This is a genomic window from Streptomyces sp. XY006 (assembly GCF_002237655.1).
GTDB lineage: Bacteria > Actinomycetota > Actinomycetes > Streptomycetales > Streptomycetaceae > Streptomyces > Streptomyces levis.
The window spans coordinates 32,937-58,463 of record NZ_NOKT01000037.1 but is presented as its reverse complement, the minus strand read 5'-3'; the positions used below and the strand labels follow the sequence as shown (position 1 = coordinate 58,463).

The 25,527-nt window shown below is 73.2% G+C and carries 21 protein-coding genes; 8 read left to right on the top strand and 13 right to left on the bottom strand.

Features of this window, described 5'->3' with window-relative positions; genetic code table 11:
- Positions 1 to 3 precede the first annotated feature (3 nt).
- From CHR28_RS32770 to CHR28_RS32745, 6 genes are all read right to left on the bottom strand, one after another.
- Positions 4 to 747, bottom strand: coding sequence for a class I SAM-dependent methyltransferase (locus tag CHR28_RS32770; protein WP_094057364.1), 744 nt, complete (start codon positions 745 to 747; stop codon positions 4 to 6).
- Positions 744 to 1,991, bottom strand: coding sequence for a condensation protein (locus tag CHR28_RS32765; protein ID WP_094057363.1), 1,248 nt, complete (start codon positions 1,989 to 1,991; stop codon positions 744 to 746). Before CHR28_RS32765 ends, CHR28_RS32770 begins: the two co-directional genes overlap by 4 nt.
- Positions 1,988 to 6,160: an alpha-(1->3)-arabinofuranosyltransferase gene (locus tag CHR28_RS32760; protein ID WP_094057362.1), complete on the bottom strand. Its 4,173-nt coding sequence runs from the start codon at positions 6,158 to 6,160 to the stop codon at positions 1,988 to 1,990. The genes CHR28_RS32765 and CHR28_RS32760 overlap by 4 nt, the downstream gene beginning before the upstream one ends.
- Positions 6,157 to 6,882 carry a class I SAM-dependent methyltransferase gene (locus CHR28_RS32755; protein ID WP_094057361.1) on the bottom strand — a complete coding sequence of 242 codons (726 nt, stop codon included), beginning with the start codon at positions 6,880 to 6,882 and terminating at the stop codon, positions 6,157 to 6,159. The genes CHR28_RS32760 and CHR28_RS32755 overlap by 4 nt, the downstream gene beginning before the upstream one ends.
- Before the next feature lie 92 nt (positions 6,883 to 6,974).
- Positions 6,975 to 8,126: a glycosyltransferase family 4 protein gene (locus CHR28_RS32750; RefSeq protein ID WP_094057360.1), complete on the bottom strand. Its 1,152-nt coding sequence runs from the start codon at positions 8,124 to 8,126 to the stop codon at positions 6,975 to 6,977.
- A 216-nt stretch (positions 8,127 to 8,342) separates the two neighbouring features.
- Complete coding sequence (locus CHR28_RS32745; RefSeq protein WP_094057359.1) at positions 8,343 to 9,338, bottom strand: DUF3068 domain-containing protein; 996 nt, start codon at positions 9,336 to 9,338, stop codon at positions 8,343 to 8,345.
- A 214-nt stretch (positions 9,339 to 9,552) separates the two neighbouring features.
- On the opposite strand from CHR28_RS32745, the gene CHR28_RS37885 reads away from it, so the two are divergent.
- The 4 genes from CHR28_RS37885 (at position 9,553) to CHR28_RS32730 (ending at position 12,696) form a co-directional block, all read left to right on the top strand.
- Positions 9,553 to 9,705, top strand: a complete 153-nt coding sequence (locus CHR28_RS37885; RefSeq protein ID WP_010042314.1) for a hypothetical protein — start codon at positions 9,553 to 9,555, stop codon at positions 9,703 to 9,705.
- Positions 9,706 to 9,708: 3 nt separating this feature from the next.
- Entirely contained in the window at positions 9,709 to 10,953 is a 1,245-nt protein-coding gene (locus CHR28_RS32740; protein ID WP_094057358.1) for a PucR family transcriptional regulator, read from the top strand.
- A 124-nt stretch (positions 10,954 to 11,077) separates the two neighbouring features.
- Positions 11,078 to 11,851 carry an IclR family transcriptional regulator gene (locus CHR28_RS32735; protein WP_094057357.1) on the top strand — a complete coding sequence of 258 codons (774 nt, stop codon included), beginning with the start codon at positions 11,078 to 11,080 and terminating at the stop codon, positions 11,849 to 11,851.
- Complete coding sequence (locus tag CHR28_RS32730; protein ID WP_094057356.1) at positions 11,848 to 12,696, top strand: SMP-30/gluconolactonase/LRE family protein; 849 nt, start codon at positions 11,848 to 11,850, stop codon at positions 12,694 to 12,696. Before CHR28_RS32735 ends, CHR28_RS32730 begins: the two co-directional genes overlap by 4 nt.
- Positions 12,697 to 12,925: 229 nt before the next feature.
- On the opposite strand, the gene CHR28_RS32725 is transcribed toward CHR28_RS32730, so the two are convergent.
- From CHR28_RS32725 to CHR28_RS32715, 3 genes are all read right to left on the bottom strand, one after another.
- A complete protein-coding gene (locus CHR28_RS32725) occupies positions 12,926 to 14,326 on the bottom strand; it encodes an FAD-dependent monooxygenase (protein WP_094057355.1) in 1,401 nt (466 codons plus the stop codon).
- A gap of 247 nt (positions 14,327 to 14,573) precedes the next feature.
- Complete coding sequence (locus tag CHR28_RS32720) at positions 14,574 to 15,803, bottom strand: hypothetical protein (protein ID WP_094057354.1); 1,230 nt, start codon at positions 15,801 to 15,803, stop codon at positions 14,574 to 14,576.
- The gene (locus CHR28_RS32715) at positions 15,800 to 16,411 is read right to left on the bottom strand and encodes a toxin-antitoxin system, toxin component family protein (RefSeq protein ID WP_179272633.1); all 612 of its coding nucleotides are present in this window, start codon (positions 16,409 to 16,411) and stop codon (positions 15,800 to 15,802) included. Before CHR28_RS32715 ends, CHR28_RS32720 begins: the two co-directional genes overlap by 4 nt.
- A 279-nt stretch (positions 16,412 to 16,690) precedes the next feature.
- On the opposite strand from CHR28_RS32715, the gene arfA reads away from it, so the two are divergent.
- A complete protein-coding gene (gene arfA / locus CHR28_RS32710; protein WP_094057353.1) occupies positions 16,691 to 18,205 on the top strand; it encodes an arabinosylfuranosidase ArfA in 1,515 nt (504 codons plus the stop codon).
- Between the two features lie 10 nt (positions 18,206 to 18,215).
- Here arfA and CHR28_RS32705 read toward each other — a convergent pair whose 3' ends face one another.
- Positions 18,216 to 21,188, bottom strand: a complete 2,973-nt coding sequence (locus CHR28_RS32705; protein ID WP_094057352.1) for a glycoside hydrolase family 35 protein — start codon at positions 21,186 to 21,188, stop codon at positions 18,216 to 18,218.
- A gap of 126 nt (positions 21,189 to 21,314) precedes the next feature.
- Here CHR28_RS32705 and CHR28_RS32700 point away from each other — a divergent pair, with 126 nt between their 5' ends.
- Positions 21,315 to 21,773: an RrF2 family transcriptional regulator gene (locus CHR28_RS32700; protein ID WP_094057351.1), complete on the top strand. Its 459-nt coding sequence runs from the start codon at positions 21,315 to 21,317 to the stop codon at positions 21,771 to 21,773.
- Between the two features lie 374 nt (positions 21,774 to 22,147).
- Positions 22,148 to 22,801 (top strand): DUF4360 domain-containing protein, encoded by a 654-nt coding sequence (locus tag CHR28_RS32695; RefSeq protein WP_094057350.1) that lies wholly within the window; start codon positions 22,148 to 22,150, stop codon positions 22,799 to 22,801.
- Positions 22,802 to 22,880: 79 nt separating this feature from the next.
- On the opposite strand, the gene CHR28_RS32690 is transcribed toward CHR28_RS32695, so the two are convergent.
- On the bottom strand, positions 22,881 to 23,468 hold the full coding sequence (locus tag CHR28_RS32690; RefSeq protein WP_094057349.1) for a dihydrofolate reductase family protein: 588 nt from the start codon (positions 23,466 to 23,468) through the stop codon (positions 22,881 to 22,883).
- Between the two features lie 101 nt (positions 23,469 to 23,569).
- On the opposite strand from CHR28_RS32690, the gene CHR28_RS32685 reads away from it, so the two are divergent.
- Positions 23,570 to 24,121, top strand: coding sequence for a YciI family protein (locus CHR28_RS32685; RefSeq protein WP_094057348.1), 552 nt, complete (start codon positions 23,570 to 23,572; stop codon positions 24,119 to 24,121).
- Between the two features lie 295 nt (positions 24,122 to 24,416).
- Here CHR28_RS32685 and CHR28_RS32680 read toward each other — a convergent pair whose 3' ends face one another.
- Positions 24,417 to 24,599 carry a DUF397 domain-containing protein gene (locus tag CHR28_RS32680; protein ID WP_094057347.1) on the bottom strand — a complete coding sequence of 61 codons (183 nt, stop codon included), beginning with the start codon at positions 24,597 to 24,599 and terminating at the stop codon, positions 24,417 to 24,419.
- A complete protein-coding gene (locus tag CHR28_RS32675; RefSeq protein WP_256984547.1) occupies positions 24,596 to 25,438 on the bottom strand; it encodes a helix-turn-helix domain-containing protein in 843 nt (280 codons plus the stop codon). Before CHR28_RS32675 ends, CHR28_RS32680 begins: the two co-directional genes overlap by 4 nt.
- Between the last annotated feature and the right edge of the window lie 89 nt (positions 25,439 to 25,527).

The window sequence follows — 25,527 nt, the reverse complement described above, 5'->3', positions numbered from 1 at the left end:
GGGTTACGTCCTTTGGGCGTGCAGCAACAGGATCGACGCGAGCTGCGGCCGGGCGCAGGCCAGCCGGTCCAGCGGCCGCAGCGGGCGCGGCACGCCGTGGAAGGGAGCGCCCTCCAGCCGTACGACCGTGAACCCGGACGCGGCGACGAACTCCCGCAGCGCGCGCGGGGTGTACAGCCGCAGGTGCCCCACGACCTCCGAGCCCGGACGGCCGTGGATGCCGCGCAGGCTGACCTCGGAGAAGACCGGCTGCACCCCCGCGAGCAGCAGGGCCCGGTTGTACCAGGCGGCCAGGTTCGGCGTGGACAGCATCAGATGGCCCCCGGGGCGCAGCACGCGGCGGATCTCGTCCAGCGCGGCGTCCGGATCGACGAGGTGCTCGATCACCTCGCTGAACAGCACCGCGTCCGCCGACCCGGACGCGAACGGCAGGCCGCCGCCGGTGAGTTCGCCGCGGACCGCGTACGGGACGCGGGTGCGGGCGCGGCGCAGCGCGTCCTGGGACCAGTCGACGCCGACGATGCGGTGGCCGGGGAGGAGGGGCGCGGCGGTGGCCGCGGCGGTGCCGTCGCCGCAGCCGATGTCCAGGACGGTCCGCGGCCGGCCGGCGGCCGGTCCGAGCGCCCGGGCCAGCATGCGCGCCTGGCGCAGGCTGCGCGGGGTGCCGGAGGCGACGGGGACGGCCGGGTTCTCGTAGAAGTCGCGCAGGTCCTTCGGGTGTGGCGCGGTGGTCGGTACGGCCGTCATGACGTGGCCTCCGTGGTGTGCAGGTAGTGCTCGAACAGGTCGCGCAGATGGGCGCCGTCGCCGGGGCCGAGCAGGGTGCGGGACCAGCGCAGGGCTAGGTGCAGGCGGCCGGCCGTGGACGCGGTCGTCACGGTCAGGCCGCGCGGCATCCGGGCCGGGGCGGAGAACCAGACCGCGTGCGCGCGGCCGGCCTCCTCGCCGAAGTCCAGCGGGTAGGGGATGCGGCCGATGTTGCTGAGCAGGGTCGTCGACGTCCAGGGCGCGGCGGCCCGGCGCAGGGTGCGGGTGAGGGCGGCCCGGGCGGCGACCGGCGCCCAGGGGGCGGTGAGCAGGGTGGCGCCGTAACCGAGCTGGGGGCGGGGCAGGGACTTCAGTGCCCGGGTGCGTTCCGCGGTGCGGCGCAGCAGGTCCGGCAGGTGGGGGTCGCGCAGTTCCCGCGGCGCGAAGGGGACCTCCACCAGGCGGGTGCCGTTGCCGATGGCCATCGAGAGGTCCCGGGGGCGGTCGTCCACGGGCATGGTGATGCGCAGCGGGCGGGGCCGGGCGCCGTGCTCCCGGTTCCAGTGGGCGAGGGTGAGCGCCGTGGTGACCATGAGCTGGTCGTTGACGGTGTAGGGGGAGCCCTTGGGGCGGTGCGGCAGGGGCAGTTCGGTGACCAGCATGCCGTTGCCGGGGGACGGCTCGGGCGTGCCCCGTGCGACGCGCGCCGGAGGTGTCCAGTTGGTCGGGGTGTCCGGCGGTTCCCGGTGCGGTTCGGCGGGGCGGACCGGGGGCGCGGCGGGGGAGTTGTCCCTGCCGCCGTACAGTTCGGCGGCCGTGGCCAGGACCCGCAGGCAGGCCGGGCCGTCGAGGGCGGTGTGGTTGATGGTGAGGAAGAGGACCGAGTCCACGACTTCCAGACGGACCGGCGGGGACTGCGACAGCGGCGGGGCCTGCGCCAGGGCCCGGGCCCTGGCCTCCCGCACGGCGCGCGGGCCCGGCGGGGCGAAGGTCACCACCTCCACGTCGGGCTCGCGCGTCAGCTCCCACTCGTAGCGCCGCCGGTACCACGGCCCCGGCGCCTCCCGCATGAGGATCCGCGGATGCCGGTGCAGCGCCTCCAGGAACGCCTTGCGCAGGCGTGACCGGTCGAGCGGCCCCGGCAGGTGGACCTCGATGTGGACGGTCTCCGGCTCCTCCTCCTGGAGGCAGTGCCGGGAGACCTCGTCCACCACCGGGAACGGGATGCGGACCGGCGTCGTCATACGGCCTGGCCCTCCCCGGGGTCCGTCCTCGGCAACGGCCGCGTCGGCGCCTCCGGCCGCGGCTGCTCGCGCAGGCTCACCAGTCCCGCGAACAGACCTATCAGCGCCAGCAGTTGGGCCAGGTGCCCGAACGCGCCCGTGCCCGCGCCCACCGGCTCCCCGGCCCCGAAGGCCGCGGCGATCCCCGCCGCGGCCAGGGCGGCGAACGCGATCGGCACCAGCAGCGCGTGCCGCCGCGCGGCGAGCAGCGCCAGCGCCGGGACCAGCAGCGCCAGCCACCCCGCGATCACCACCCCGGCCAGCGTCAGCGCCACCGCGCCGAGCCACAGTCCGGGCAGCGGCGGGGCGGGCTGCGGCGCGTCCGCGCTGGGCTCGCGGCGGCGCCACACCGCCAGGCCCAGCAGCGCCGCGATGCCCACACCGCTGCCGATCAGCCCGATGTCGTAGGTGGTGGCCGGCTCGTACGACAGCTTCACCGCGCCGCCCGCCCCGGCCGGGATCCGCCAGCCCTGCTGCCAGCCGTCCAGCCGGACCGGAGTCAGCTCCTTGCCGTCCAGCGTGGCCCGCCAGCCGTCGTTGAAGTTCTCGTACGTGGTCAGGTACGCGGCCGCCCCCGAGCCGACCGTCACCTCGCGCCGGTCGCCCAGCCAGTCCCGGACCCGCAGCTCACGCCCGGCCGCGGCGGCCTCGGGCACCGTCCCGCGCGTCAGGGTCACGTCCGTGAGCGCCAGCGGGCCCGCGTCACCGCCCTCCAGCCGGTGCTCGCCCGCCGCCAGCCGCACCTCGGTGTCACCGCGGCCCTCCTGGCAGAGCGTCACCTGCACGCCCCGCCGCTCCACCAGGTCCCGCACGGTCCCCTTCACGCTCGACTGGTACAGCTCGCCGTCCAGCGCCACGTCCGGGCCCTTGCCGCACGGCAGGGAGAACGCGCGGGTGCCGTCCGGCTGCGGGGTGCGGTACTGGTCGAGGGAGGGGATGTAGGCCTCGGTCAGGCCCACGGGCAGGCGCAGGTCCTCGTCGGCGACAGGGTTGTGCAGGGTCAGCGGGGCCGTCCCGGTGACCGTGACGTCCAGCCGGTCGGTGGTGATCGGCGGGAAGCGGACCCAGCCGTTCTCGTCGACTCCGGCGATGGCCGCGCCGTCCGGGGAGCTGATGTGCACCTCGGAGGCGCGGGCGGACAGTCCGCCCGCGGGGGCCAGGACCAGTTCGCCGACCGGCTGCTTGCCCTCCCAGCGCAGGTGGATCGTCGGCCGGTCGCCCGCGATCCACGCCGTCGTCAGGTCGCCGTCGGTGAGGTTGCGCGCCCCGATGCCCGCGCCGAGGCGTGCGGTGGAGTCGGCGGTGGCGACGATCCGGGCCTGCTGCTCGGGTGCCACCTCGTAGAGCAGCTCGTCGAGTGCCGCGCCCGGCACCGGCACCGCGCTCGCCCTCACCTCGTACGTGCCGGCGGCCGGCGTGGTGAAGCGGCGGTGCAGGCCCGCCTCGGTGCCGGCCGGGGACAGACCGGTCGGGTCGGACGCGCGGTGCAGGGAGACGACGGTCGCGGCGGCACTCGCCTCGTCCGCGTCGGACGGCAGCCGCAGCAGCCGCGTCACCTGGACGTCGGGCAGGTCGATCTCGGAGAAGCCCGCGCCGGTGAGGCCGGTCCTGCGCTCCACCGAGTCGACGATGGTCAGCTTCATCCAGCGGGTGGCGCCCTCGGGCGCCTTGATCCGCTGGGTCCTGCCGTTCGGCTGCAGGAAGCTGGTCCGCTCGCCCTTCTCGGTCTCCACCCGCACCTTCGTCGCCGCCGCGCGCACGCTTCCCTGGGGCAGCGGCGTGACCTTGAAGGAGGACGGCATGGCGTAGGGGCCGGTGAAGCCGATGCGCAGCCACTGCCCGTCCGGCGTGTCCGGCGCGCCCTCGGTCCAGGCGGTGTCCGGGTTGCCGTCGAAGGCGTTCACCGGGTCGTACTGCGGCAGGTGGAACAGCCAGTTGCCGTAGGAGGACGCCGACACCGAGGACGCGCCGCGCAGTTCGGCGACCGTCTGGTGCTCGGTGCCCTCGGCCGGCAGGATCTGGCGCGGCTTCTCACCCGGGTCCTGCTGCGCCCCGGACGCGTTGCGCTCGTCGCGCGTGTACGTGTACGAGGTGTTGGCGTTGACCAGCCCGAACCGGGTGTCGGCCCGGCGCAGCCCGTCGCCCACCACCTGCACGGCCGGGGTGCCGAGCCCCGGGTGGTGGTCCCCGGTCAGGACGGCGGCCCGCCCGCGCAGTCCGGACGCCAGCGGCAGCAGCGCCTCGGGCCCGCCGGACACCACGGCCGTGTCGGCGACCGGGGCGAGGCCGGCCTGCCCGGGCCGGACGACGTCCGGGCCCGCCGGACGGTAGATCTCCACGGCCCGCTGCCGCGGGTAGAGCCCCTCGACCTGGAGCGGGGCGTCCTGCGCGATCCGGCCGCCGGTCATCACCGGGCCGAGCCCCGTGACCCGCTCGTACCCCGACTGCTCCAGCGTGCGCTTGACGGTCGTGGTCGGCACGGAGCCGATCTGGTCGGGGTCGAGGTCGTTGCGCACGACGACGTAGTACAGCCCGGCCCGGCTCAAGTAGTCGGCGAGCCCCGGCACGTGGGCACCGGACAGCAGGGCCTGCTCGACGGCGTCCATGGCGCGCCGGTTGCCGGGCGTGCCGAACGGGACGTAGTCGCGCTGCGCCCAGCGCGACTCGGCGAGCACGTCGAGCGGCTGGTCGATGGGGGAGCCCCAGGTGTAGACGCCGTGCGCGGTGGCCGGGACGACCAGGGCGCGCGAGTCCGGCGAGTACTTCTCCAGCCAGTCGGCCGTGGCCTGCCAGTAGGCGGGCAGCTGCCGGAAGGAACCGGGGTTCAGGATCGAGCCGTTGAGGTACGGCCACAGCAGCCCGGGCAGGATCAGCACGGCCGCCACGAGCGGCGCGAAACGCCGGCCGCGCACCGGCCGGGCCCCGCGCCGCTCGGCGGCCACCCCCACCAGATGGGCCAGGCCCAGCACGAGGGCCAGCGCCAGTCCCGTCTGGAACTTGTAGATGTTGCGGAACGGCGACAGCCACCCGTCCAGCCAGCCCTGCATCACCTCGTGGAACGGCGCCCCGAACGCCCCGCCGTACCCGGCGAGCAGCACCAGCGCGGTCACCAGCACCGTCAGCACCAGCCACCGCCGCTCGGGCATGTCCCGCCGGGCGAGCCCGGCCAGTCCCAGCCCGGCCGCCAGCGCCGAGCTCACGATCACCAGGACGGAGGAGGCCACGGTCCAGCCGGCCGGCAGCCAGGCCTCACCGAAGTGCAGATAGGCGACCCAGTTCCCGGCCCCGCGCAGCGCCTCGGTCGCCGACATGGTGTCCGTGGTCGTCTGCGCCGTCTCTATATAGGGGAGGAAGTTCTCCCCGTAGACGCCGAGCAGCAGCAGCGGCACCCACCACCAGGCCGTCACGACGATCACCGCCGGGGCCCACCAGGCGATCAGCTTGCGCATCCGCGGCCCCGGTGGCCGGGACAGCAGGTACAGCCCCACCGGCAGCAGGGACGCCAGCGTCGCCGAGGCGTTCACCCCGCCCATGAACGGCACCAGCAGCGCCGAGCGCAGGGCGGCGACCCGGGCGGCGTACCGCTCGTCGGTCAGCGGCAGCAGCACCCACGGCAGGAACGCGCCGGGCAGCGCGGCGGCCGACGTGGAGCCGATGACGGTCGTGAACAGCGGCCACAGCGCGTACGCCACGGCCGCGAGCAGCCGCGAGGCCCCGCTGCCCACCCGCAGCCGCTCCGCCAGCCGCAACGCCCCCCAGAAGGCGACGGACACGATCACCGACAGCCACAGCCGCTCCGCCAGCCACACCGGCAGCCGCACCAGGTCGCACACCCAGTAGAACGGCAGCATCGGCCACAGATAGCCGGCGTACTGGTCCTGGATGCCGCCGAACCCGGCCCGGTCGTGCCACAACTGCCCCAGATCGGCGAGGAACCGGCCCGGATCGGTGGTCACCCCGAGTTTGGTGTCGAACGTCTGCCGCCCCGGCTGCACCGCCAGGAACAGCACGAACACCACGGCCCAGAAACCCAGCAGCCAGCGCCGCGACCGGGGGCCGTCGGGCGGGCCCGAAGCGGTCGCGGTGCTCGGGACGGCTGCCGGTGGAGGAGCCTGGACCGTGGTTGTCATGTAGGACACCGCCGCAGAATGAGGAGGAGGTTCCAGGTGGCGAACTCGCGGATCCCGGGCGCCTTGACGACGCTCTCCGCGAGGAAGGGCCAGTAGCGGGAACGCGCCGAGACGACCGTGACGTCGTCCCGGGCGCGCACCTGCCGCAGGGTGGAGCCGATGTGCACCGCGAACAGGTTCTCGCCGAGCGTGTGCTTCGCGGGCCTGCCGGTCCGCCGGGCGTAGCGGGCCCGGGCCCGCTCGGCGCCCAGGTAGTGCCACGGGGCCCACTCGTGCCCGCCCCACGGCGACAGCCAGTTGGTGAACGACACGTAGATCAGCCCGCCGGGCCGGGTCACCCGGGCCAGCTCGCTGAGGAACGTCTCGGGGTCGGAGACGTGCTCCAGCACATTGGAGGAGAAGGTGACGTCGGCGACGCCGTCCCGCAGCGGGAGCAGATAGCCGTCGGCGACGACGGCGCCGTCGGGCGGCTTCTCGCCCAGCTCGTCCGGGTCCGGTTCGAAGAGGTAGGCATGGGCCCCGCGCCGCCGGAACTCCTCGGTGAAGTACCCGCCGCCCCCGCCGACGTCCAGGACGGTACGGCCGGCGACCGGCCCGTCACAGGCCTCCACCTGGTCCACGGCGTCCCGGGCGAGCAGGGAGTAGCAGGCCTCGGGGTCCTCCTGCTCGCGGAGGAAGGCCCGGAACAGGGCGACAGACCGTCGCAACGAGGGGTCTTTCAACGGGGTTTTCCAGGGGCGCGGGGAACTGCGCGGCCGGCCACGCACAACCCGCACACGCGACACGGCACGACCGACCCGCCGAAGGGGCGACGTCACGGAGTCCAACTCCGCACCGCCTCCGCGGCCACCACCCGGAACTGCCGCACGGTCCGGTCCCACCGGAACTGCGCCGCCCGCTCCCGGGCCGCCTTGCCCATCAGTTCCCGCCGCCGCGCGGACAGCGCCAGCGCGCACCACGCCGCGGCGAACGAGGACTCACCGCGCGCCAGGACCCCGGTCTCACCGTCGACCACGGAGTCCTTCAGCCCCGGCACGTCGAAGGCCACACTCGGGGTCTCCCGGGCCGCCGCCTCCGTCACGACCAGCCCCCACCCCTCCACCGCGGAGGGGTGCAGCAGCAGCCAGGCCGCGCACAGCAGCCGGTGCTTCTCGGCCTCGGAGACGTACCCGGTGAACTCCACACCGGGCCCGGCCAGCCGCTCCAGCCGCTCGCGCTCCGGCCCGTCGCCGACGATCACCAACCGCCCGCCGGTCACCGGCCGCACCCGCTCCCACAACCGCAGCAGCAGATCGATCCGCTTGTACTCGACGAGCCGTCCGACGGCGACGAACAGCGGCTCGGGCGACCGGTCGGCTCGGGGCCCCGGCTCCTCGACGCCGTTGTGCACGACCCGGATCCGCTCCCGCTCGACGCCGATCGCCCGCAGGGCGTGGGCCGTCGAGGACGACACGGCGACCAGCAGGTTGCGCTGCTGCGCCCCGGTCAGCGCCCAGTGTTCGAGTCTTCGGCCGAGGCGGGCCGCCGGCGCCAGCGGGCCGCCGAAGCGCATCGTCCACAGGTCGGTGTGGACGTGGTTGACCAGGCACAGGGTCGGCCCCCGGTGCCACAGCGGCGCCAGGTACGGCATGCCGTTGCACACCTCGACCAGCAGATCGCAGTCGCCGACCTGGCGGGCGAAGGCCGACCGGGCGCGCAGGTAGTGCCCGTAGGGACCGCCCGCCGACACGACCCGGTAGTCACGGAAGGCCGCGGGGCCGCCGCACAGCAGGGTCACCTGGTGACCCAGCCGGGTCAGCCCGTCGGCGAGCTTGTCGACCAGCAGCTCGGAGCCGCCGGCGGAGGGATTGTCGAGATCACGATGGGCGAGGAACACGATCCGGCGCGGCTGTGGGGGGAGCGCCGGAGGGTGCTGCGGCGCGTGGGGGGACGCGGCGCGCAGCGCGGACGGTACGTGCTGGGGCATGGGTGCTCCAACTCGTCTCGGGGTGCGGAACTCGGTGGGGAAGACGTGGGGGTGGGGTCGTCGGGGAGGGGACGGCCTGTGGGGGGCCTGAGCTCTTCCTGGGAGGGGAGTGTGGACGGGGTGTGCTCGGGTGGGGTTGGACAGTTTTCGCCCGGACGAACTCCACGGCTACTCACCGACGTGACAATTTCCGGCTTTGTTAGAGCTGACGTCACATCACATCGTGAGGGTCGGCTGGGGCGTACCGGGCACATCGGACGGAGTGGGCTGCTCCGGCTCCTTCCGCCCACGGGCCACCAGAACGCCGCCCACCGCGGCGAGCACCAGACCGGCGATTCCCGCGCCGATCGGCAAGGTCGTTCCCACCAGCCGGAGCTGACCGCTGTCCCGCTCCGCCTGCCGCACGGCTTCCTTCTGTGTCGCGGTCGTGAAGGCGACCTTCTCGCTGTCCAGCAGCACCGCCGCGTCCTTCTTCGCGCCCGGCGCCCGCAGGGTGCGCTTCGGCCCGGTCTGCGCGTACAGCACCCGGCCCGTGGCCTGGTCGACGATCAGCACGAAGCCGTGGTTGGCGTACCACTCCTCGGCCAGCACCTGCGGCCGGTCCGGCTGGTCGACGAGGGTGCCGGGCACCATCCGGGTGCCGGTCCTGGTGGGCGGCACCGAGCCGGTGAACTTGTAGCCGGTGTAGCCCTGGACCTTCTCGGTGCCCCGGTAGTGCAGCACGACCGTGTCGCCGAGGGTGTTGTCCCACCACTGGTAGGACCGTTTCTGCACGTCGAACGGGAACTTCAGGTACGCCTCGCCCTCGATGTGGGGCTTCTCCCCGCAGCAGTGCACCGGCCGGGTGGTCCTGCGGTCCATCACCCAGCGGTGCGGCACGAAGTCCAGCGCGTCGTGCGGATCGGCGGCCGGCAGCGACCTGTCGGTGTCGACCGTGGTCGTCACGTCCCAGACGGCGTTGCCGCTGCGCTCGCTGTCGGCGACATTGCCCCGCACCCGCTGGGTGACGGTGATCTTCCGGTCGGGCACCGTCTCGATCCGGTCGGTGTCGAAGACGCTGCCCCGGCCTTCGTAGACGGCGGTCGTGTCGATGTCGATCGGGTTCACCGCGGCCCGCGGCTGCACGTACCAGGCGAGCAGGGGTGCCAGCACCAGCAGGAACGTACCGAGACCCAGCAGGACCAGGGAAAAGGGGGAGGTTGTACGGCGCATCCGGGCACTCCAGTGGCTTGGGACGGCTCGACGTACGGAAGGGCCGGCACGGCGGCGGAATGCGCGCGTGCGGCTGGGCCGGGAACCGTAGGCGGCTCTTGACGGGGTGTCAATGCTTGTCGACACTGGGCCCGACAGGCAGGGACGGGGTGCCGGGGTGGGGCAACCTCCGGACGATCTCCGGACGAATCCGGACAGAGAGGCTGACCCTGCGATGTCCAGACTGCTCGCTGCCGCGCTGACCGTAGCGCTCGCCGCCGCCCTCGCCGTGGGGGCCGCGCTGGGCGTGGTCGCGCTGCTCGAAGCCACACCCGACCAGCCGAACACCCCCTTGATCACCTACGAGCAGGCCGGTCAGGGGAGTTGACGGATGACGGCCGCCCGCACCGGAACCGTCACCACCCGATCGGCCTGGCACGACGTACCGCGCTTCCAGGTGCGCCGGTTCGCCGCGATCGCCATGGCCGAGGCGCCCGAGCTCGCCGAGGAGATCCTCCGCGAGATCCAGCGCGAGTACCCGCACCTGCCCGTCGTCCTCGACGACTCCGGCGAGCCGATGGCCCTGGTCGGCATCCGCCGCGCCATCGAGGTCTTCGTGCAGCACCTGGAGCACTCGGAGGGACGCCCGACCGTCCCGCCCGGCGTCTTCCAGGACTTCGGCCGCGGCGAGGGCCTCAACGGCCGCTCCCTGGACTCGCTCCAGGCCATCTACCGCATGGGCGTACGTCTGGCCTGGCGCCGCTTCGCCGACATCGGCCAGCGCGTGGAGATCCCGCCCCCGGCGATGTACGAGCTCGTCGACGCGGGCTACGAGTACCTGGACGGCCTGGTCGACCAGTCCGTACGCGGCTACGCCGAGGCCGCGGCCCGCCAGGCCGGCGAACGCCTGCGGCTGCAGCGCCGCCTCATGGAGCTGCTGCTGGCCGAGCACCACCGCGGCGACCCCACCGAGGCCTTCACCGAGCGCGCCGCCCGGATCGGCTGGCCGCTGCCGGAGAAGGTCGCGGTCGGCGTCCTGCTGCGCCCGGCCCGCGAGGCGATGGCACCCGCCGTCGGCCAGGGCGTCCTGCTCGACATGGAGTACGAGCAGCCCCGCATGGTGGTCCCCGAGCCGGACGCGGCGGGCCGCCACGAACTGCTGCACCGGGCCCTGGCCGGCTGGTCCGGCGCGATCGGACCGCCCGTGCCGCTGGCCGACGCGGCGAAGTCGCTGCGCTGGGCGGAGGCGGCGGTCCGCTTGATGGAACGCGACCTGCTGCCCTCCGGCGAGGTCCTGCACTGCACCGAACACACCGAGGCCCTGGTCCTCCTCCAGCCCGAGGAACTGATCGACGACCTGGCCCTGCGCTGCCTGGCCCCCCTGACCCACTGCGGCCCCACCCACGGCCGCCGCCTCGCCGAAACCCTCCTGGCCTGGCTGGAAACCCGCGGCGGCGCCCCCGAGGTCGCCGCCCGCCTGGGCGTCCACCCCCAGACGGTCCGCTACCGCCTGCGCCAGATCCGCGAACTCTGGGGCGACGAAATAGACGACCCGGACCGCCGCTTCGAACTGGAACTGGTCCTCCGCGCCCAGCGCCTGCGGGGGGAACTGGGGGCGGTACGGGGGCGGCGGTAGCGGACCGACCCGCCTCTGCCCATTGCCCGGGCAAACCTCTATGGCTAGCCTGTGTTCGTCATGCCGATCGCCTGTTGAAATCTCGAACGCGGGCGCTGAGAACACATTAGGGAGGGGGCCGGTCGTGGGACGACTCGTACCAGCCGTGACCCGGGCTCTCGACATTCTCGAGCTCTTCCTCGACGGGGACGGGACGCTCTCCGCCCCCGACATCGTGCGCAAGCTGCAGCTGCCGCGCACCACCGTGCACGAGCTGGTGACCACGCTCGCCGCCCGGAAGTACATCGTCCCCGTGCCCGGCCAGCCGGGGCGCTACCGGCTCGGTGTGCGCCCCTACCAGCTCGGCGCCCGCTACGCCGAGCAGCTCGACCTGGCCGCCGAGGGGCAGCTGGTCGCCCGGTCCGTCGCCGAGACCTGCGACGAGACCGTGCACGTGGCGATCCTGGAGGACACCGACGTCATCTACATCGCGAAGGTCGACTCCACGCACGCGGTGCGGATGGTGTCGGCCGCCGGCCGCCGGCTGCCCGCGCACTGCACCTCCGTCGGCAAGATGCTGCTGGCCTCCCTTCCCGAGCACGAGCTCGCCGCCCGGATCCCCGACGGCGCCGAGCTGGTCGCGATGACCCCCAACAGCATCACCGACCCGGGCGCTCTGCGCGAGGCTCTCGCCGAGATCCGTGACCGGGGCCTCGCCGTGGAGAGCCGCGAGTCCAACCCGGACGTCAGCTGCGTGGCCGCGCCGGTCCGCGACCGCACCGGGCAGGTCGTCGCCGCCCTGTCGATCTCCGTGCCGATGATCCGCTGGAGCGAGGAGCGCCGCGCCGAGCTGGAGCAGCTCGCCGCCAAGGGCGCCGCCGAGCTGTCCGAGCACCTCGGCCACCGGAGCGTGGGATGACCAGGCCGTACGAGATCGCCGTGCGCGCGGAGGCCGAGCTCGGCGAGGGCCCGACCTGGGACGCGGCGGCCGGCCGGCTGCTGTGGATCGACATCCTCGGCTCGCGCCTGCACACCTACGACCCGGCCACCGGACGGCGCACGGTCCGCCGTACCGAGCAGCACGTCGGGGCCGTGAAGCCGCGCGCCGGGGGCGGCCTGGTGCTCAACCTGCGCGACGGCGTCGGGCTCCTCGACCCCGACGGCGACTTCCGCTGGCTGCACCGTGAACCCGTGCCCGGCCGGCGCGCCAACGACGCCGCGGTCGCGCCCGACGGCGCGCTGTGGGCGGGCACGATGCGCTACGACGAGGCGCCCGGGGGCGGGACGCTGTCCCGGGTCGGCGGGGACGGCTCGGTCGAGGTCGTGCTCGACGACGTGACCGTCAGCAACGGCACCGGCTGGAGCCCCGACGGGCGGCTCATGTACTACATCGACACCCCCACCCGGCGCATCGACGTCTTCGACCACGCGGACGGGCGGGTGTCCGGCCGGCGCACCCTCGCCGAGATCGAGGAGGGCGCCGGCTTCCCCGACGGGCTGACCGTGGACGCCGACGGCTGCGTGTGGGTCGCCCTGTGGGCGGGCGCGGCGGTGCGGCGGTACACCCCGCAGGGCCGGCTGGACCGGGTGATCGACCTGCCCGTGCCGCTGGTGACGGCCTGCGCGTTCGGCGGCGCCGGGCTGACCGACCTGTACATCACGACGGCGCGCACGGGCCTGAGCGAGCCGCCCGCCCTGGCGGGGTCGCTGTTCGTGGTGCCGGGGGCGGGCAAGGGAGCGGCCCAGCCCGCGTTCGCCGGCTGACGGAACACGAGCACGACAGCGTCATCGTCGTTCGCCACCACCAGGCGGACGACGGAGGCGAGGCCGCGGCCCGCCGTCGCGGCCGGCGTCCCGGCGGTCGGGACGACAGGCTCACGAGCGGGCGGTGGCGGGGTCCGGGGAGCCCGCGCGCGGGTGTGCCGACGGGCCGGCCGGGGCGGTCCGCCCGAAACACGGCCATGACGACCGGGGCGGCCGCACCGCCCCCGTCTCAGGCTCCCGTGCGGTCCAGGCGTCGCAGGACCGCCCGTTCCTCCTCCGTCAGCGGCGCCCCCGCCGCCGGCGGCAACGGCGGTCCGCTCAGCGTCGCCAGCACCGTCGACGGACGCAGCAGCCGCGTCGGCCCCGTCGTCATGCTCATCACGTCCCAGAGGGCCGACGCCGCCGGGTACGAGCCGGTCGCCGTGCGGATCATGCGGCGGGTGTAGGCCGTGACCAGCCGGTCGGCGACCCCGGGCGAGCCGCCCCGCGTCCCCGGGTACCAGACGTCCTGGCTCACCGCCATCGTCCACGCGGACTCCACGGGCCGGGCCGCCCGCCGCTGCACCCGCCGGGCGAGCCCGGGCGCGTCGAGGCCGGCCCGCCGCAGCTCGCGGTCCAGCTCCCGGACGCCCAGCGCGGCCACCGACATGCCCTGCCCGTAGGCCGGGTTGAACGTGGCCAGCGCGTCACCGAGGACGACGAGCCGCTCGGGCCAGGCGCGCACCTTCTCCAGGTAGCGGCGGTGGTTGCTGGTGCTGCGGCTGACGTGCACCTCGGTGAGCGGTTCCGCGCCGGAGATCAGCCGGCCCACGATGGGGTCGGGCAGGTCCAGGGTGTACCGCAGGAACGCGTCCGGGTCGGAGGGCGGTTCGCCCCCGCCCCGCGTGCCGGCCAGGCTGACCATCCACCGGCCGCCCTCGATCGGCAGCACCATGCCGCTGCGGCCGGGGCGCCCCTGATACGGATCGGCCTGCACCATCGTCAAGGGGAAACGATCCGCCCCCTCGGGCGTGCGGTACAGGCGGGTGGCGTTCACCAGGCCGGCGTCCACCGTCTTCTCGCGCACGTCGTCGATGCCCAGCCCCGCCAGCCACGGCACGATCCGCGAGCCGCGCCCGCTCGCGTCCACCACGAAGTCGGCGGCGAGGTCCTCCTCCCCGGCGGCGGTCGAGAGGCGGACCCCGGTCACCCGCTCCCGCGACCCCGTCAGTTCCAGCACCCGCGCCTTGCGGACGACCACCCCGGTGTTGTCCAGCACGGCCCCCCGCACCGCCCAGTCGAGCAGGGCCCGGGTGCAGGTCAGCATCCGCGGGCCGGGATGGCGCCAGCGCCGGAACCAGCCCTCGGGCGTCAGGGCGACCATGCCCGAGCCCAGCGGTATCTCGTGCGCACCGGCGGCGAGCAGGTGCTTGCGCATGCTCACACCCGGCACCAGGTCCTCCATGGGGGCCAGGCCGCCGGCCATGAGGAGATGCGCGTGACGCCCCTGCGGCAGGCCCTTGCGGTGCTCCGGCCCCTCGGGCAGGTCGTCGCGGTCGAGCACGACCACCTCGTCCGCGACGGCGGACAGGGCCGCCGCGGCCAGCATGCCGGCCAGCCCCGCACCGATGACGACAGCTCTACGCGACATGCGACTCCTCGCACTCAGCCATGAAGGCTCCTTGCCCCCTGCGGGCACTCCCCGGCGTCCGGCCACGGCCGTGCGGCGCACAACACCCCCCGCCGGCCCCGGTTTCGAGCCGTGCGGGCCTCGTCCCGGACGGCTCTCACCGTACCTTCACGCACCGTGCGCGCGGCCCCCCGTGCGGCCCCCGTCCGTGGCTCGGACCGGGGCCCGGCGCACGCGGACGCCGAAGGAGTGGCCTCCGGGGGCTTGTTCAGCCGGTGAGCGACCTGCCCTCCGTGTGGTCACGGGCCAGGGCGCGGATCGCCCGGAGGTCCTCGGTGCGGCGCAGGGCCCGGGACACGGCGCCGATCTCGCGCAGCAGCTCCGTGGTGTCACGGGCGCCGCCGCCGTCGTCCTCCGGCGTCCGGTTCCCGGCGTCGGCCGCGTCGAGGATCGCCGCGGTGGCGGCGAGCACCTCGGCCCGGTCGGGCGGGTGGCCGAGGGCGAGCGCGGCGTCGTGGAACCGTTCGCGCCGGTCCTCGTCGATGTGCCGGGCCAGCGGCAGCAGCACGTCGCGGATGAACGTCTCCCGGCGGACCAGCCGCAGTTCCGGCGTCGCACGCAGCAGGAACGGCACCCCGGCGCCGTTGACCGTCCTCATCAGCAGGTACAGCGGCCGCAGTTCGTGGTGGGCGAGCCGGACGTGCCAGCGGCCGTGCAGGTACTGCCCGGCGTGCGGGAGGATGAAGCCGATCGCGATGAGCACGGCGGACAGGCAGGCGAGCGGCGGGGCGACGGCCGTGCTCAGCCAGTCCAGGTTCCGCCCGGACCAACGGGCCATCACGGCACTGATCTTGGCGGCGTCGAAGAACAACTGCGCCGCGTAGCCGACCCCGAGGAACTTCAGGCCCCAGCGCAGCAGCGAGTCGAGCCCGTCGGTGCGCACCCAGTTCCAGATCAGCCCGTTGGTGACCAGCGCCGCCGCCGTGTGCGCGAGCAGGTACAGCACGATCACCTCGCGCATGTACGGGGTGTTCGCGTAGTACGTGTCGAGATCCCGCAGCCGCTCCACCGGCACGTCCGCGAGGGCGAACAGCACCCACATCGCGACGATCACACCCGAGTAGACCGCCACGACCCCGCGCATCGCGCGCCGGGTGCGCTCCGAGCGGTCGGACAGGCCGTTGCGCCAGGAGATGATCAGCAGCAGGCAGAAGGCGCAGAACGCGGTGAGCAGCGAGTAGACCCATGGGCCCGAGAAGTTCGCCACCCCGGTGAGCCGGTTGACCCGCGCGATCGTCGACGGCGCCACGAAGACGAACACCGCGCAGGCGAGCAGCAGCAGCCCGCCGACCGCGCGCAGCATCGGGTCCTTCCAGAGCCGGATGATGCTCGGCAGCTTGATGGCCAGGGCGGCGGCCAGGACCCCCGCGGGGATCCACCAGAAGTTCGGATAGAACTGGTTGACGAACTCGACCGGGGTCAGCGCCACCGTCGTCACGGTGCCGCACCTCCTCGCGGCCCCCGGTAGTACAGCGACCGCTGTACGGGTTCGAGGGGCACGTCCGGCCCGCGCCCGACCGGCAGCAGCGCCCGGCACCCCGCCGCGAGCCGGTGCCCGAAGGCGTCGGCCTCGGCCTCGTCCCGCTCCCGCGAGCCGTTGCGGGCGGCCACCGCGAGCGCGACGTCGTCCCAGCCCGGCCGGTCGGCGAACGCGTGGGCCGCCGCCGCACCCACGCCGTGGTGATGCCCGTGCCCGGCGTGCAGATGCCACAGCTCATGCCCGAGGATGACCAACTGCTGCACCGCCTCGGCCCGTTCCTCCACGATGACCAGGTCGAAGTCCTGGAACTCCACCCAGAGGCCGGTCACTTCTATCTCGTCCGGGAAGCGCTCGAAGCGCAGTTCCACGGGGCGTCCGCCGCGCCGCGCGCTCATCTCCTCGCACAGCGCCCGGCACAACGACCGTACGTCGGCGGGCGCCTGGGGTCTCGCGCGGACCGCCGCGGTGAGGTCGGCGGCCAGGCTGCGCAGGGCCGCGCCACGGCGCGAGCGCCCGAGCGCGGCGGTGACTCGGGCGGCCATCGTCCGCGCGCCCGCGATGTCCATCGCTCCCCCTTCTCACCACCGGCCGGCGGCTTCGGCAGCCCGTCCGAGCCTACGCGCCCGAAAGTGTGCGCGTCATGCGATCCGGCGTCCGATGTTCAACGGAGAACGACCGTTCGTGCCCGCAAAGTCATGTCCGATGTGCGACCGGACCATTGACGCGCCGACGCTTCGACCTTACGGTCCCGTCCGAAGTGACGATCAACTGCCGAAATGCCGAACGAGTGCAGAAGGGCGGCGCTGCCGCCACCGAGACGGAACCACCCACCCCGAAAGGCGACCATGCACACCGCCCGCTTCACCCTCGACCCAGCCTTCGTCGTCGGCGAGGTCAGCCCTCGCCTCTTCGGCAGCTTCGTGGAACACCTCGGCCGCTGCGTCTACACCGGCGTCTTCGAACCGGACCACCCCGTGGCCGACGACCAGGGCCTGCGCCAGGACGTCCTCGCCCTGGTCCGCGAACTCGGCGTCACAGCCGTCCGCTACCCCGGCGGCAACTTCGTCTCCGGCTACAAGTGGGAGGACTCGGTCGGACCCGCCGAGGACCGCCCCCGCCGTCTCGACCTGGCCTGGCACTCCACGGAGACCAACCGCTTCGGCCTGTCCGAGTACATCGGCTTCCTGCGCAAGATCGGCCCCCAGGCCGAGCCGATGATGGCCGTCAACCTCGGCACCCGCGGCGTCGCCGAGGCCCTGGAACTCCAGGAGTACGCCAACCACCCCGGCGGCACCGCCCTGTCCGACCTGCGCGTGACCCACGGCGACAAGGACCCCTTCGGCATCCGGCTGTGGTGCCTGGGCAACGAGATGGACGGCCCCTGGCAGACCGGCCACAAGACGGCCGAGGAGTACGGCCGGCTCGCCGCCGAGACCGCCCGCGCCATGCGCCAGCAGGACCCCGGCGTCGAACTCGTCGCCTGCGGCTCCTCCAGCCAGTCCATGCCGACCTTCGCCGCGTGGGAGGCGACGGTACTGGAGGAGACGTACGACCTCGTCGACTACATCTCCCTGCACGCCTACTACTGGCCCGAGGACGGCGACGTGGACTCCTTCCTCGCCTCCGCCGTCGACATGGAGTCCTTCATCGACAACGTCGTCGCGACCGCGGACCACGTGGGCGCGCGGCTGAAGTCGAAGAAGAGGATCAACCTCTCCTTCGACGAGTGGAACGTCTGGTACCTGCCCGAGTGGGAGGCCCGCGCCGAGACCTTCGAGCAGCACGACTGGCCGGAGGCGCCGCGCCTGCTGGAGGACAACTACAGCGTCACCGACGCCGTCGTCTTCGGCTCGCTCCTCATCGCCCTGCTCCGGCACGCCGACCGCGTCACCGTCGCCTGCCTCGCCCAGCTCGTCAACGTGATCGCGCCGATCATGACCGAGCCGGGCGGCCCGGCCTGGCGGCAGACGACGTTCCACCCGTTCGCGCAGGCCGCGCGGTACGGCCGCGGACAGGTCCTCGACGTGCGCGTGGACTCCCCGACGTACGAGACCAGGAAGTACGGCGAGACCGACCTGCTGCACGCCACCGCCGTGCGCGCCGAGGACGGCACGGTCACCGTCTTCGCGGTCAACCGGAGCCGCACCGAGGCGCTGCCGCTGGAGGTCACCCTCGGCGGCCTCGGCCTCACCTCGGTCGTCGAGCACAGCGCCCTCGCGGACGCCGACCCGGACGCCCGCAACACCCTCGGCGACCCCGAGCGGGTCACCCCGCACCCCGTCGACGGCACGACCCTCCAGGACGGCACGCTCGCCACCGTCCTGGAGCCGCTGTCCTGGAACGTGATCCGGCTGGCGTGACGGCGGCCGGTCACACCGGTTTCACGGGCACCCCTCCGGCCGCGGCACCCAGCAGCGTCAGCCGCACGTCCCCCGGTCCGGAGGGTGTGGTCCCGTCGGACAGCACCGCCAGCGCCAGTGTGTTGGCGCCACGTGTGCGCAGGATCCCGTTCGGCAGCACGAACGTGTGCTGCGGCCCCACGTCGTTGATGTACTGGCCGAGGTTCCAGCCGTTGAGGAAGATCTGCACGCGGTAGGCCCGGCCCGGGTCGTCGTCGAGGACGAGGCCCACGGAGGCGTCGACCCCCGGGTCGACGTCCAGCCGGAAGTCCGTGCGGTACCAGGTGACGCCCTGCCGCCGGCCGGCCCGGGGCAGCTCGGTCCGCTTCCAGTCCCGGTCGTCGTGCTCCGGCAGGTGCCAGCCCTCGCGCTCCCCGTACAGCCCGCCGTTGTTCAGGGGCCCGCGCACCGGGTCGGGCGCGGTGGCGCCCTGGATCCGCCAGGTCACCTCCGGTTCGGCGCCCTCGAAGGTGACGGCGGTCAGCCCGCGCGCGGCCTTGTGCGTGTCGCGCGCCTCGCCGTCCATGTCGTGCTGCATGGGCCGTACGAGCACGGACAGCACATGGCGGGTCCCGGGCCGTTCCTCGCGCAGCCGCTCCCGCAGCTCCTCCGGCAGGCCGAAGGCGGCCTTCGCGGTCCACGTCCCCTGCCGGGCCCGGCTCCGGTCCGGCACGGGCATGCGGTGGGTGCCCAGCGGTTCCCCGTCCAGCCAGGCCATCAGCAGGCCCTGCGTGCCCGTGCTGTAGGCGAGGGACACCGACGCGAGCCCGCCCGCGCCCGTCCACGTGCCCCGGTACCAGACGTCGCCGTAGTGGAAGCCGTAGTCGTCGGCGAACAGCACCGGCTGCCCCTCGGGCACGGGCGTGGTGCTGAAGGTCGTCGTCTTGTCGGCCGTCGTCCAGTCCGCGTCGTCGAAGTCCGGCTCGGCCTCCGGGTTCTCGGCGCGCCGCCGCCAGCCGTCCAGGGCGGGCAGGGCCGGCCGGGCCACCCCGGGCAGCGGCCGCAGCGCGAGCAGGCTGCCGGAGGCGCTGATCCGTGTGGGCACCGCACGCCCGTTCCACGTCACGTGGGTGATCCCGGGCGGCCCCCACACCTCCAGGCCGGTCGCGCCGATGGTGTCGCCGGTGAGGTGGACGGTGGAGCCGCGCAGCTCGGCCGAGCGCAGCAGGGCCGGGCCGTAGACGAGGAGCGGGCTCGACGGCGTCTCGTAGGGCCACAGGCGCAGGGCGGTGGCGTCGTCGGCGAACAGCACCAGCATCGGCGTGTCCACGCCGTCGCCCTCGACACGCACCCGGCTCAGTCCGCCGGCGCCCAGCGGAGCCGTGATGTTCAGCTTGCCGAGGTTGTAGGCCCACGCGGGCTCCGCGTCCAGCCGCATCGGCGTCGGCTCGTCCGCGCACTCCAGCACGACCTGCGCCATCTCGCCCCGCCGCCCGGTGAACACGGCGATGTCCTGCCGCCCCGCGGTCAGGCTCAGCATGGGCTGCACCGTGGAGTGCACCAGCGTCCGCCGCCCGAGCCGCAGCCCGGCCGCGATCAGCTTGGCGTCCCGGGCCTGGACGGTGACCGGCACGTCGATCCCGGCGTCCGGCAGTGTGGTGGAGACGGCCTCGCCGGTGTCGTTGCGCAGGACGTAGACGTGGGCGCCGGTGTCGGGGTTGGTGAGGTGGTAGACCCGGATTCGCTCGTCGGTGGCGCGCACCCGCTTCGCCGGGTTCAGCTTGGCGAGGTCCGGCACGTGGCGCAGCAACTGCCCGATCTGGTGCATCGGGGCGAGCTTCGGGGTGGCGTTGCGGGCCTCGTCGAAGGCGGCCCCGTAGTCGTACGAGGTGTAGACCGCGGGCGCGGGCAGCCAGCCCCAGGAGGTGCCGCCGTACGTCATGTAGACGTTGTGCAGCGTGATGCCGTTGGCGAGGTGGGTCAGGTAGAAGCGCCGCTCATGGGCCGCGTCCCGGATGCGGCGCGACTCGGCGTACCCCTTGCCGTCGAACCAGGCCCCGCCCCACGGGTCGAACCAGCCGCCCCCGGACTCCGGCACGAACCCGGGCGTGCGCGGACTGGCCGTGGCCCCGCCCTTCGCCCCGCCGGGCCCGAAGTGCCCCCAGTCCGGCGGCACTTCGTCCGGCTCGGGGTAGGCGTCGAACCCGTACAGCCAGCGCCCCTTCTCCCCGCCGGTGCCGAACGACCCGGGCGCCCAATGGCCGTTCCTGCCCTTGTCGTTGTGGAACAGCGGCACGTCGATGCCGTCGGCGCGGACCTTCTCGTACAGGTACGACATGTAGGCGCGCCCGGCCGGCTCGCCGACGTGGGCGTCGTACTCGTTCTCGATCTGGTAGAGCAGGACCGTGCCCGTGCCGCGGGTGAACAGGCGTTTGGCGACCACGGCGTTGACGGCGGTGAGCCACTCGTCGACGTAGCGCAGATACGTCGGGTCGGAGGTGCGGGCCGTGCCGTCGGTGGCGGTCAGCCAGCCGGGGAAGCCGCCGGCGTCCACCTCGGCGTTGATGTACGGGCCGGGCCGCACGATCACGTACAGCCCCGTCTCGGCGGCCGTGCGCAGGAACAGGTCCAGGTCGCGCACGCCGGTGAAGTCGTAGCGGCCGGGCGCGGGGGAGTGGTAGTTCCAGGCGACGTAGACGCTGACCGCGTTGTAGCCGTGGGCGCGCATCTTCTCCAGCATGTCCCGCCAGAGCGACGGGCTGGGCAGCCGGAAGGGGTGCAGCTCGCCCGACCACAGGACCAGGCGGCGGCCGTCGACCAGCAGGGAGTACCGGTCGAAGCCGATCTCGTGCCGCCGGCCGTCCGCGCGCGGCACGGGGGGAGGCGGGCCCGTCGGGGCGGTCCGTGCCGGGTTGGCGGAGGTCGGCGACCCGCTGCCGGTCAGCGCGAAGCCGAGCGCCGCCGTGCCGGCGAGAGCGTGGAAGGTACGCCTGCTGAGCTCCAAGGGAGCGCCTCCTGTTGTGCCATGCCGTGCGTGGTGCGTCATGCGGGGTGCGGTGCGGTGTCGTCCGGTGCGGTGCTGTGTGGTGCGTGTGCTCAATGTCTACAGGGTGACCGCGACAATGGTCCTATGAGGATCTCGGCACGTGCGGACTACGCGGTACGAGCGGTCGTGGAACTGGCCGTCCGGCAGGGCCAGGGGCCGGTCAAGGCGGAGGCTGTCGCCACCGCGCAGGACATCCCCCACAAGTTCCTGGAGGGGATCCTCGGTGATCTGCGGCGCGGTGGTGTCGTCGACAGCCGCCGCGGCGGGGGCGGCGGCTACCGCCTGGCCCGGGAGGCGGACCTGATCACCGTCGCGGACGTGATCCGGGCCGTGGACGGGCCGATCGTCTCGGTGCGCGGCGAGCGCCCGACCGGCCTCGCCTACACCGGCACCGCCGAGCCGCTGCTGCCGCTGTGGATCGCGCTGCGGGCCAATGTGCGCCGGATCCTGGAGGGCGTGACCGTCGCCGACCTCGCGGCCGGGGCGCTGCCCGAGCCGGTGGAGCGGCTGGCGGCGGAACCGGCGGCCTGGGAGAACCCGTGACGGGCCGCGCCCGCGGCTGAGCGGGCGGCGGGGGGGCGGGTCCGTGGGTGATCCTCATCGCGTCCTCGGGGGCCTCGGTCGACGCACTGGTAACGCACCTTATGCGCCCGGTGGCACGGGCGCGGCGACGGGGCGGGGGCGGGAGCAGGGCAGGCCGGGGCGTGCCCCTCCTCACCTCCGGCGATGTGAAATCCGGCCCCTGTGAATGGCCGGAGACCGACCTGGCCGACGTCTGTCGCCCTGCGTACGATGCGACCGCTCCCGGCCTTCACAGCTCCTCCATCTCAAGGACACAGGTCGGGCGCGCATGGGTGGTCGTCTTGACATGCCCATGCCCACTTCATTTCCACCCCCCACGAACGGATGGGAGAACCATGGCCGGTGGCCTGCTCCTGAGCGGCGCGATCGCCGCACTGCTCACCAGCGCACTTCCCGCACAATCCCCGTCCTCCGGGTTCGTCGACCCGCCCCCGGACAAGATCGTCATCAAGGTCGCCACCGTGAACGGCTCCGGCTGTCCCCAGGGCACGACCGCGCTCGCCGTCTCCGAGGACAACACGGCCTTCACGGTCACCTACAGCGACTACCTCGCCCAGGCCGGCGGGAGCTCCGACCCCACCGCGTTCCGCAAGAACTGCCAGCTCAGCCTGATCGTCCACGTGCCGCAGGGCTTCACGTACGCCATCGCCAGCGCCGACTACCGGGGCTTCGCCTCACTCCAGCGCGGAGCGAGCGCCACCCAGCGGGCCTCGTACTACTTCCAGGGCTCCCCGAGCACGGCGCACCGCAGCCACCCCTTCAGCGGCCCGTACAACGACAACTGGCAGGCCACCGACGAAACGGACTGGGCGCAGCTCGTCTACGCGCCCTGCGGTGTCCAGCGCAACTTCAACATCAACACCGAGATCCGGGTCAACGCCGGTACGCAGGCGGCCGACAAGGTCAGCTTCATGACGATGGACTCGACGGACGGGGACATCAGCACGGTGTACCACATGGCGTGGAAGGAGTGCCCGGGCAAGTCCTGACCGGCTGACCGGCGGCCCGACGGGGGGCTGGATCAGTGACGGGCCGGGGGCCGGAGCAGGAGCCGGCCCCCGGTGCCGGTCACGACTCGGTCCCGCGGACCGTCTCACGCGCCACGCGGTGGCGGAGGTAGACGACCTGCGAGCTGAACGTGCGCGTCTCGACGAGTTCGAGATCCACCCGGCGCTCGTTGCGGGGGAAGAAGGGGATGCCGCCGCCGACCAGGACGGGGTAGACCATGGCCCGGTACTCGTCGATCAGGTCCAGGTCGGCCGCCTGGGCGGCGAGGGTGGCGCCGCCGATCGCGATCTCGCCCTCGCCCGGCTCGGCCCGGAGCCGCTCGATCTCCTCCGCCAGGCTGCCGGAGGCCAGGCGGGCAGCGCCCTGCACGGACGACAGCGTGGTGGAGAACACCACCTTGGGAAGCGGATTCCAGAGCCCGATCCATTCGAGCTCCGCCTCGTCCGGGGTGGCCTCCTGCTCGGCGGTCTCCCAGTACAGCATCGTCTCGTACAGCCGCCGCCCCATCAGGTGGACGCCGACCTGGCGGATGTCGTCGATCCAGAAGCGGAAGACGTCCGGGCCGGGTGCCCCCCAGTTGAAGTCGCCGTCGGGCCCGACGATGTAGCCGTCGAGCGAGACGTTCATCGAATAGGTCACGCTGCGCATGAGAGGACCTCCTCGGTCGTGGATCCGACCCTATGACCGCCGCAGGCCGCGGGACTCGTCGCGACGCGCGGGAGCCCGGCTGCGGCGGGGTTGAATGAGCCATGGAGTTCTTCTGCTATCACCGCGACCGGCCCGGGTCCCTGCCGCTGCGACTGGCGCTGGGGGAGGCGCACTGGGCCTACATGGACCGGTACGCGGAGGAGCTGATCGCCCGCGGCCCCACCTTCGCAGCGGACGGCGAGACCCCCACGGGCAGTGTCCACATCGTGGACCTTCCGGATCCCGCCGCGGCCCGGGCGTTCGCCTTCGACGAGCCCAACCAGCAGGCCGGGGTGTACCGGGACGTGCTGCTGCGGCGGTGGCGGAATCTGCTGGGCCGGACCATGTGGGAGTTCCCCGGCGGCCGGGCGGGCGGGAAGCGGTACCTCGTGCTCGGGTTCGGCTCGGGGGACGGCGCGGATCTCGACGTGCCGGGGTCCCTGGCGGACGACCTGATCGCGTACGGGCCGCTGCTGTCCGACGACGGTGAGGTGTGGGTGGGTACGGCGGCACTGGTCCGGGCGGCGGACGCGGAGGCGGCGGGTGCGGTCCTTACCCGGGGCGCGTATGCGGAGGTCGAGGTGCACGAGTGGGAGTTCGGAGGGCGGAGGTGAGGGTGCTGTTCCCTTGAGAGGCGCTGTCGGGGCCGCTCGCTTCCTGTGAGTGTCGTGCTTCTGTGCGCCGAGTAAGGGGCGCTGCGCGTCGCCTTCGGCGATGACCGTGCGGGCCACCCTTGACTCGGCCCCCTCCAGCACGGGAGAGAAGCGAGGAGCGGCCCGGTCGGCGTTCCGGGGGCGCGCTCGCGCCTCCCCTGCACGCCGGGCCGGCTTGGCGGCGAACGGTGGGTGGGGGGCGGCGCCACTCGCGCCGAGCGGCATGGCGGCTGGCTGGGGGGACCGGTGGGCCCGGTTACTTGCCGGCGTGCGTGAGGAAGGCGGACCAGGCCGTGGGGGAGAGCCGGAGTTCGGGACCCTGACGGTTCTTGGAGTCCCGGATGTGGATGGTGTCCGGGCGGGTGGCGACCTCCAGGCAGTCGCCGGAACCGCTGCTGCTGTAGCTCGACTTGAACCACGCCAGTTCGCTGGTGCTCATAAGTCTCCTCGCAAGCGCTGCAACAGGCTCACGGAGTCTGAGAAGGAGAGAGCCTGTGCTCGCATCCTGGCATACCGCCTTTGCAGCACGCTGACTACTTTCCGGTCGCTGACCAGCTGGCCGTTCTGCTGTCCTTCGAGGTAGGAGAACCAGTGGTTCTCCGGGGTCTCCAGCAGTTGCATAGGACCGTGTAGCCCCGCATGCGACTCCCGCCTCAACGGCATCACCTGAACCTCGACGTTGCGCAGCTGGGCAATTCCCAACACGTGGTCGATGAGATCTCGAGTGACCCGCGTCCCCCCTGTGAGCCGTAGGAACAGATGCTCCTCGAGAATGAAGCTGAAGGCGGTGTTCGGTCGTTCCCGCAACAGCCGTTGTCGTTCGGCGCGCGCAGTCCACTGAGCCTCGATCTGCTCGTCGCCCAGCGGGGGCAGCTCGTCGACGAACAGCTGACGAGCGTAGGCCTCTGTTTGAAGAAGGCCCGGGACCATGCGGCACTCGTACGTGTACAGGGTGATCGCCAACTGCTCCAGCTGAGCCCACCGTCGGAACCACGCCGCCAGCCCTGGCTGCCGCTCCAGACGTCCCGCTGCCTTCTGGAGGACCCCCGCCAAACCCAAGGCCTCCTCCGCGCGTGCCACGAAAGTGGGATCCGGCATCCGCCTCCCCAACTCCACCGAGGCCACCGTGTGTTTGGAGAACCGCACCAGTTCTCCGAACTCCTCCCGGCTCAGCCCGGCGTGTTCGCGCAAGCCCTGGACCACCGCCCCGAACGTCCGCAGACTGTCCGACGACTCCGGCTCGCCACCCGTGCCCGTCCCCACCATGCCATCGACCACTGTCGGTCACCTCCCGCAGCATGGTTACGGGCCGTCATCAGTACTGTCCAGTCCGTGACCGCGTACGCTGCCGCAGCGTACGCGGCTCT

Bases quoted from the DNA above. Each gene is read 5' to 3' on its own strand.
- CHR28_RS32770 (WP_094057364.1), bottom strand. From the start codon at position 747: ATGACGGCCGTACCGACCACCGCGCCACACCCGAAGGACCTGCGCGAC.
- CHR28_RS32765 (WP_094057363.1), bottom strand. From the start codon at position 1,991: ATGACGACGCCGGTCCGCATCCCGTTCCCGGTGGTGGACGAGGTCTCC.
- CHR28_RS32760 (WP_094057362.1), bottom strand. From the start codon at position 6,160: ATGACAACCACGGTCCAGGCTCCTCCACCGGCAGCCGTCCCGAGCACC.
- CHR28_RS32750 (WP_094057360.1), bottom strand. From the start codon at position 8,126: ATGCCCCAGCACGTACCGTCCGCGCTGCGCGCCGCGTCCCCCCACGCG.
- CHR28_RS32745 (WP_094057359.1), bottom strand. From the start codon at position 9,338: ATGCGCCGTACAACCTCCCCCTTTTCCCTGGTCCTGCTGGGTCTCGGT.
- CHR28_RS37885 (WP_010042314.1), top strand. From the start codon at position 9,553: ATGTCCAGACTGCTCGCTGCCGCGCTGACCGTAGCGCTCGCCGCCGCC.
- CHR28_RS32740 (WP_094057358.1), top strand. From the start codon at position 9,709: ATGACGGCCGCCCGCACCGGAACCGTCACCACCCGATCGGCCTGGCAC.
- CHR28_RS32730 (WP_094057356.1), top strand. From the start codon at position 11,848: ATGACCAGGCCGTACGAGATCGCCGTGCGCGCGGAGGCCGAGCTCGGC.
- CHR28_RS32725 (WP_094057355.1), bottom strand. From the start codon at position 14,326: ATGTCGCGTAGAGCTGTCGTCATCGGTGCGGGGCTGGCCGGCATGCTG.
- CHR28_RS32715 (WP_179272633.1), bottom strand. From the start codon at position 16,411: ATGGACATCGCGGGCGCGCGGACGATGGCCGCCCGAGTCACCGCCGCG.
- arfA (WP_094057353.1), top strand. From the start codon at position 16,691: ATGCACACCGCCCGCTTCACCCTCGACCCAGCCTTCGTCGTCGGCGAG.
- CHR28_RS32700 (WP_094057351.1), top strand. From the start codon at position 21,315: ATGAGGATCTCGGCACGTGCGGACTACGCGGTACGAGCGGTCGTGGAA.
- CHR28_RS32695 (WP_094057350.1), top strand. From the start codon at position 22,148: ATGGCCGGTGGCCTGCTCCTGAGCGGCGCGATCGCCGCACTGCTCACC.
- CHR28_RS32690 (WP_094057349.1), bottom strand. From the start codon at position 23,468: ATGCGCAGCGTGACCTATTCGATGAACGTCTCGCTCGACGGCTACATC.
- CHR28_RS32685 (WP_094057348.1), top strand. From the start codon at position 23,570: ATGGAGTTCTTCTGCTATCACCGCGACCGGCCCGGGTCCCTGCCGCTG.
- CHR28_RS32680 (WP_094057347.1), bottom strand. From the start codon at position 24,599: ATGAGCACCAGCGAACTGGCGTGGTTCAAGTCGAGCTACAGCAGCAGC.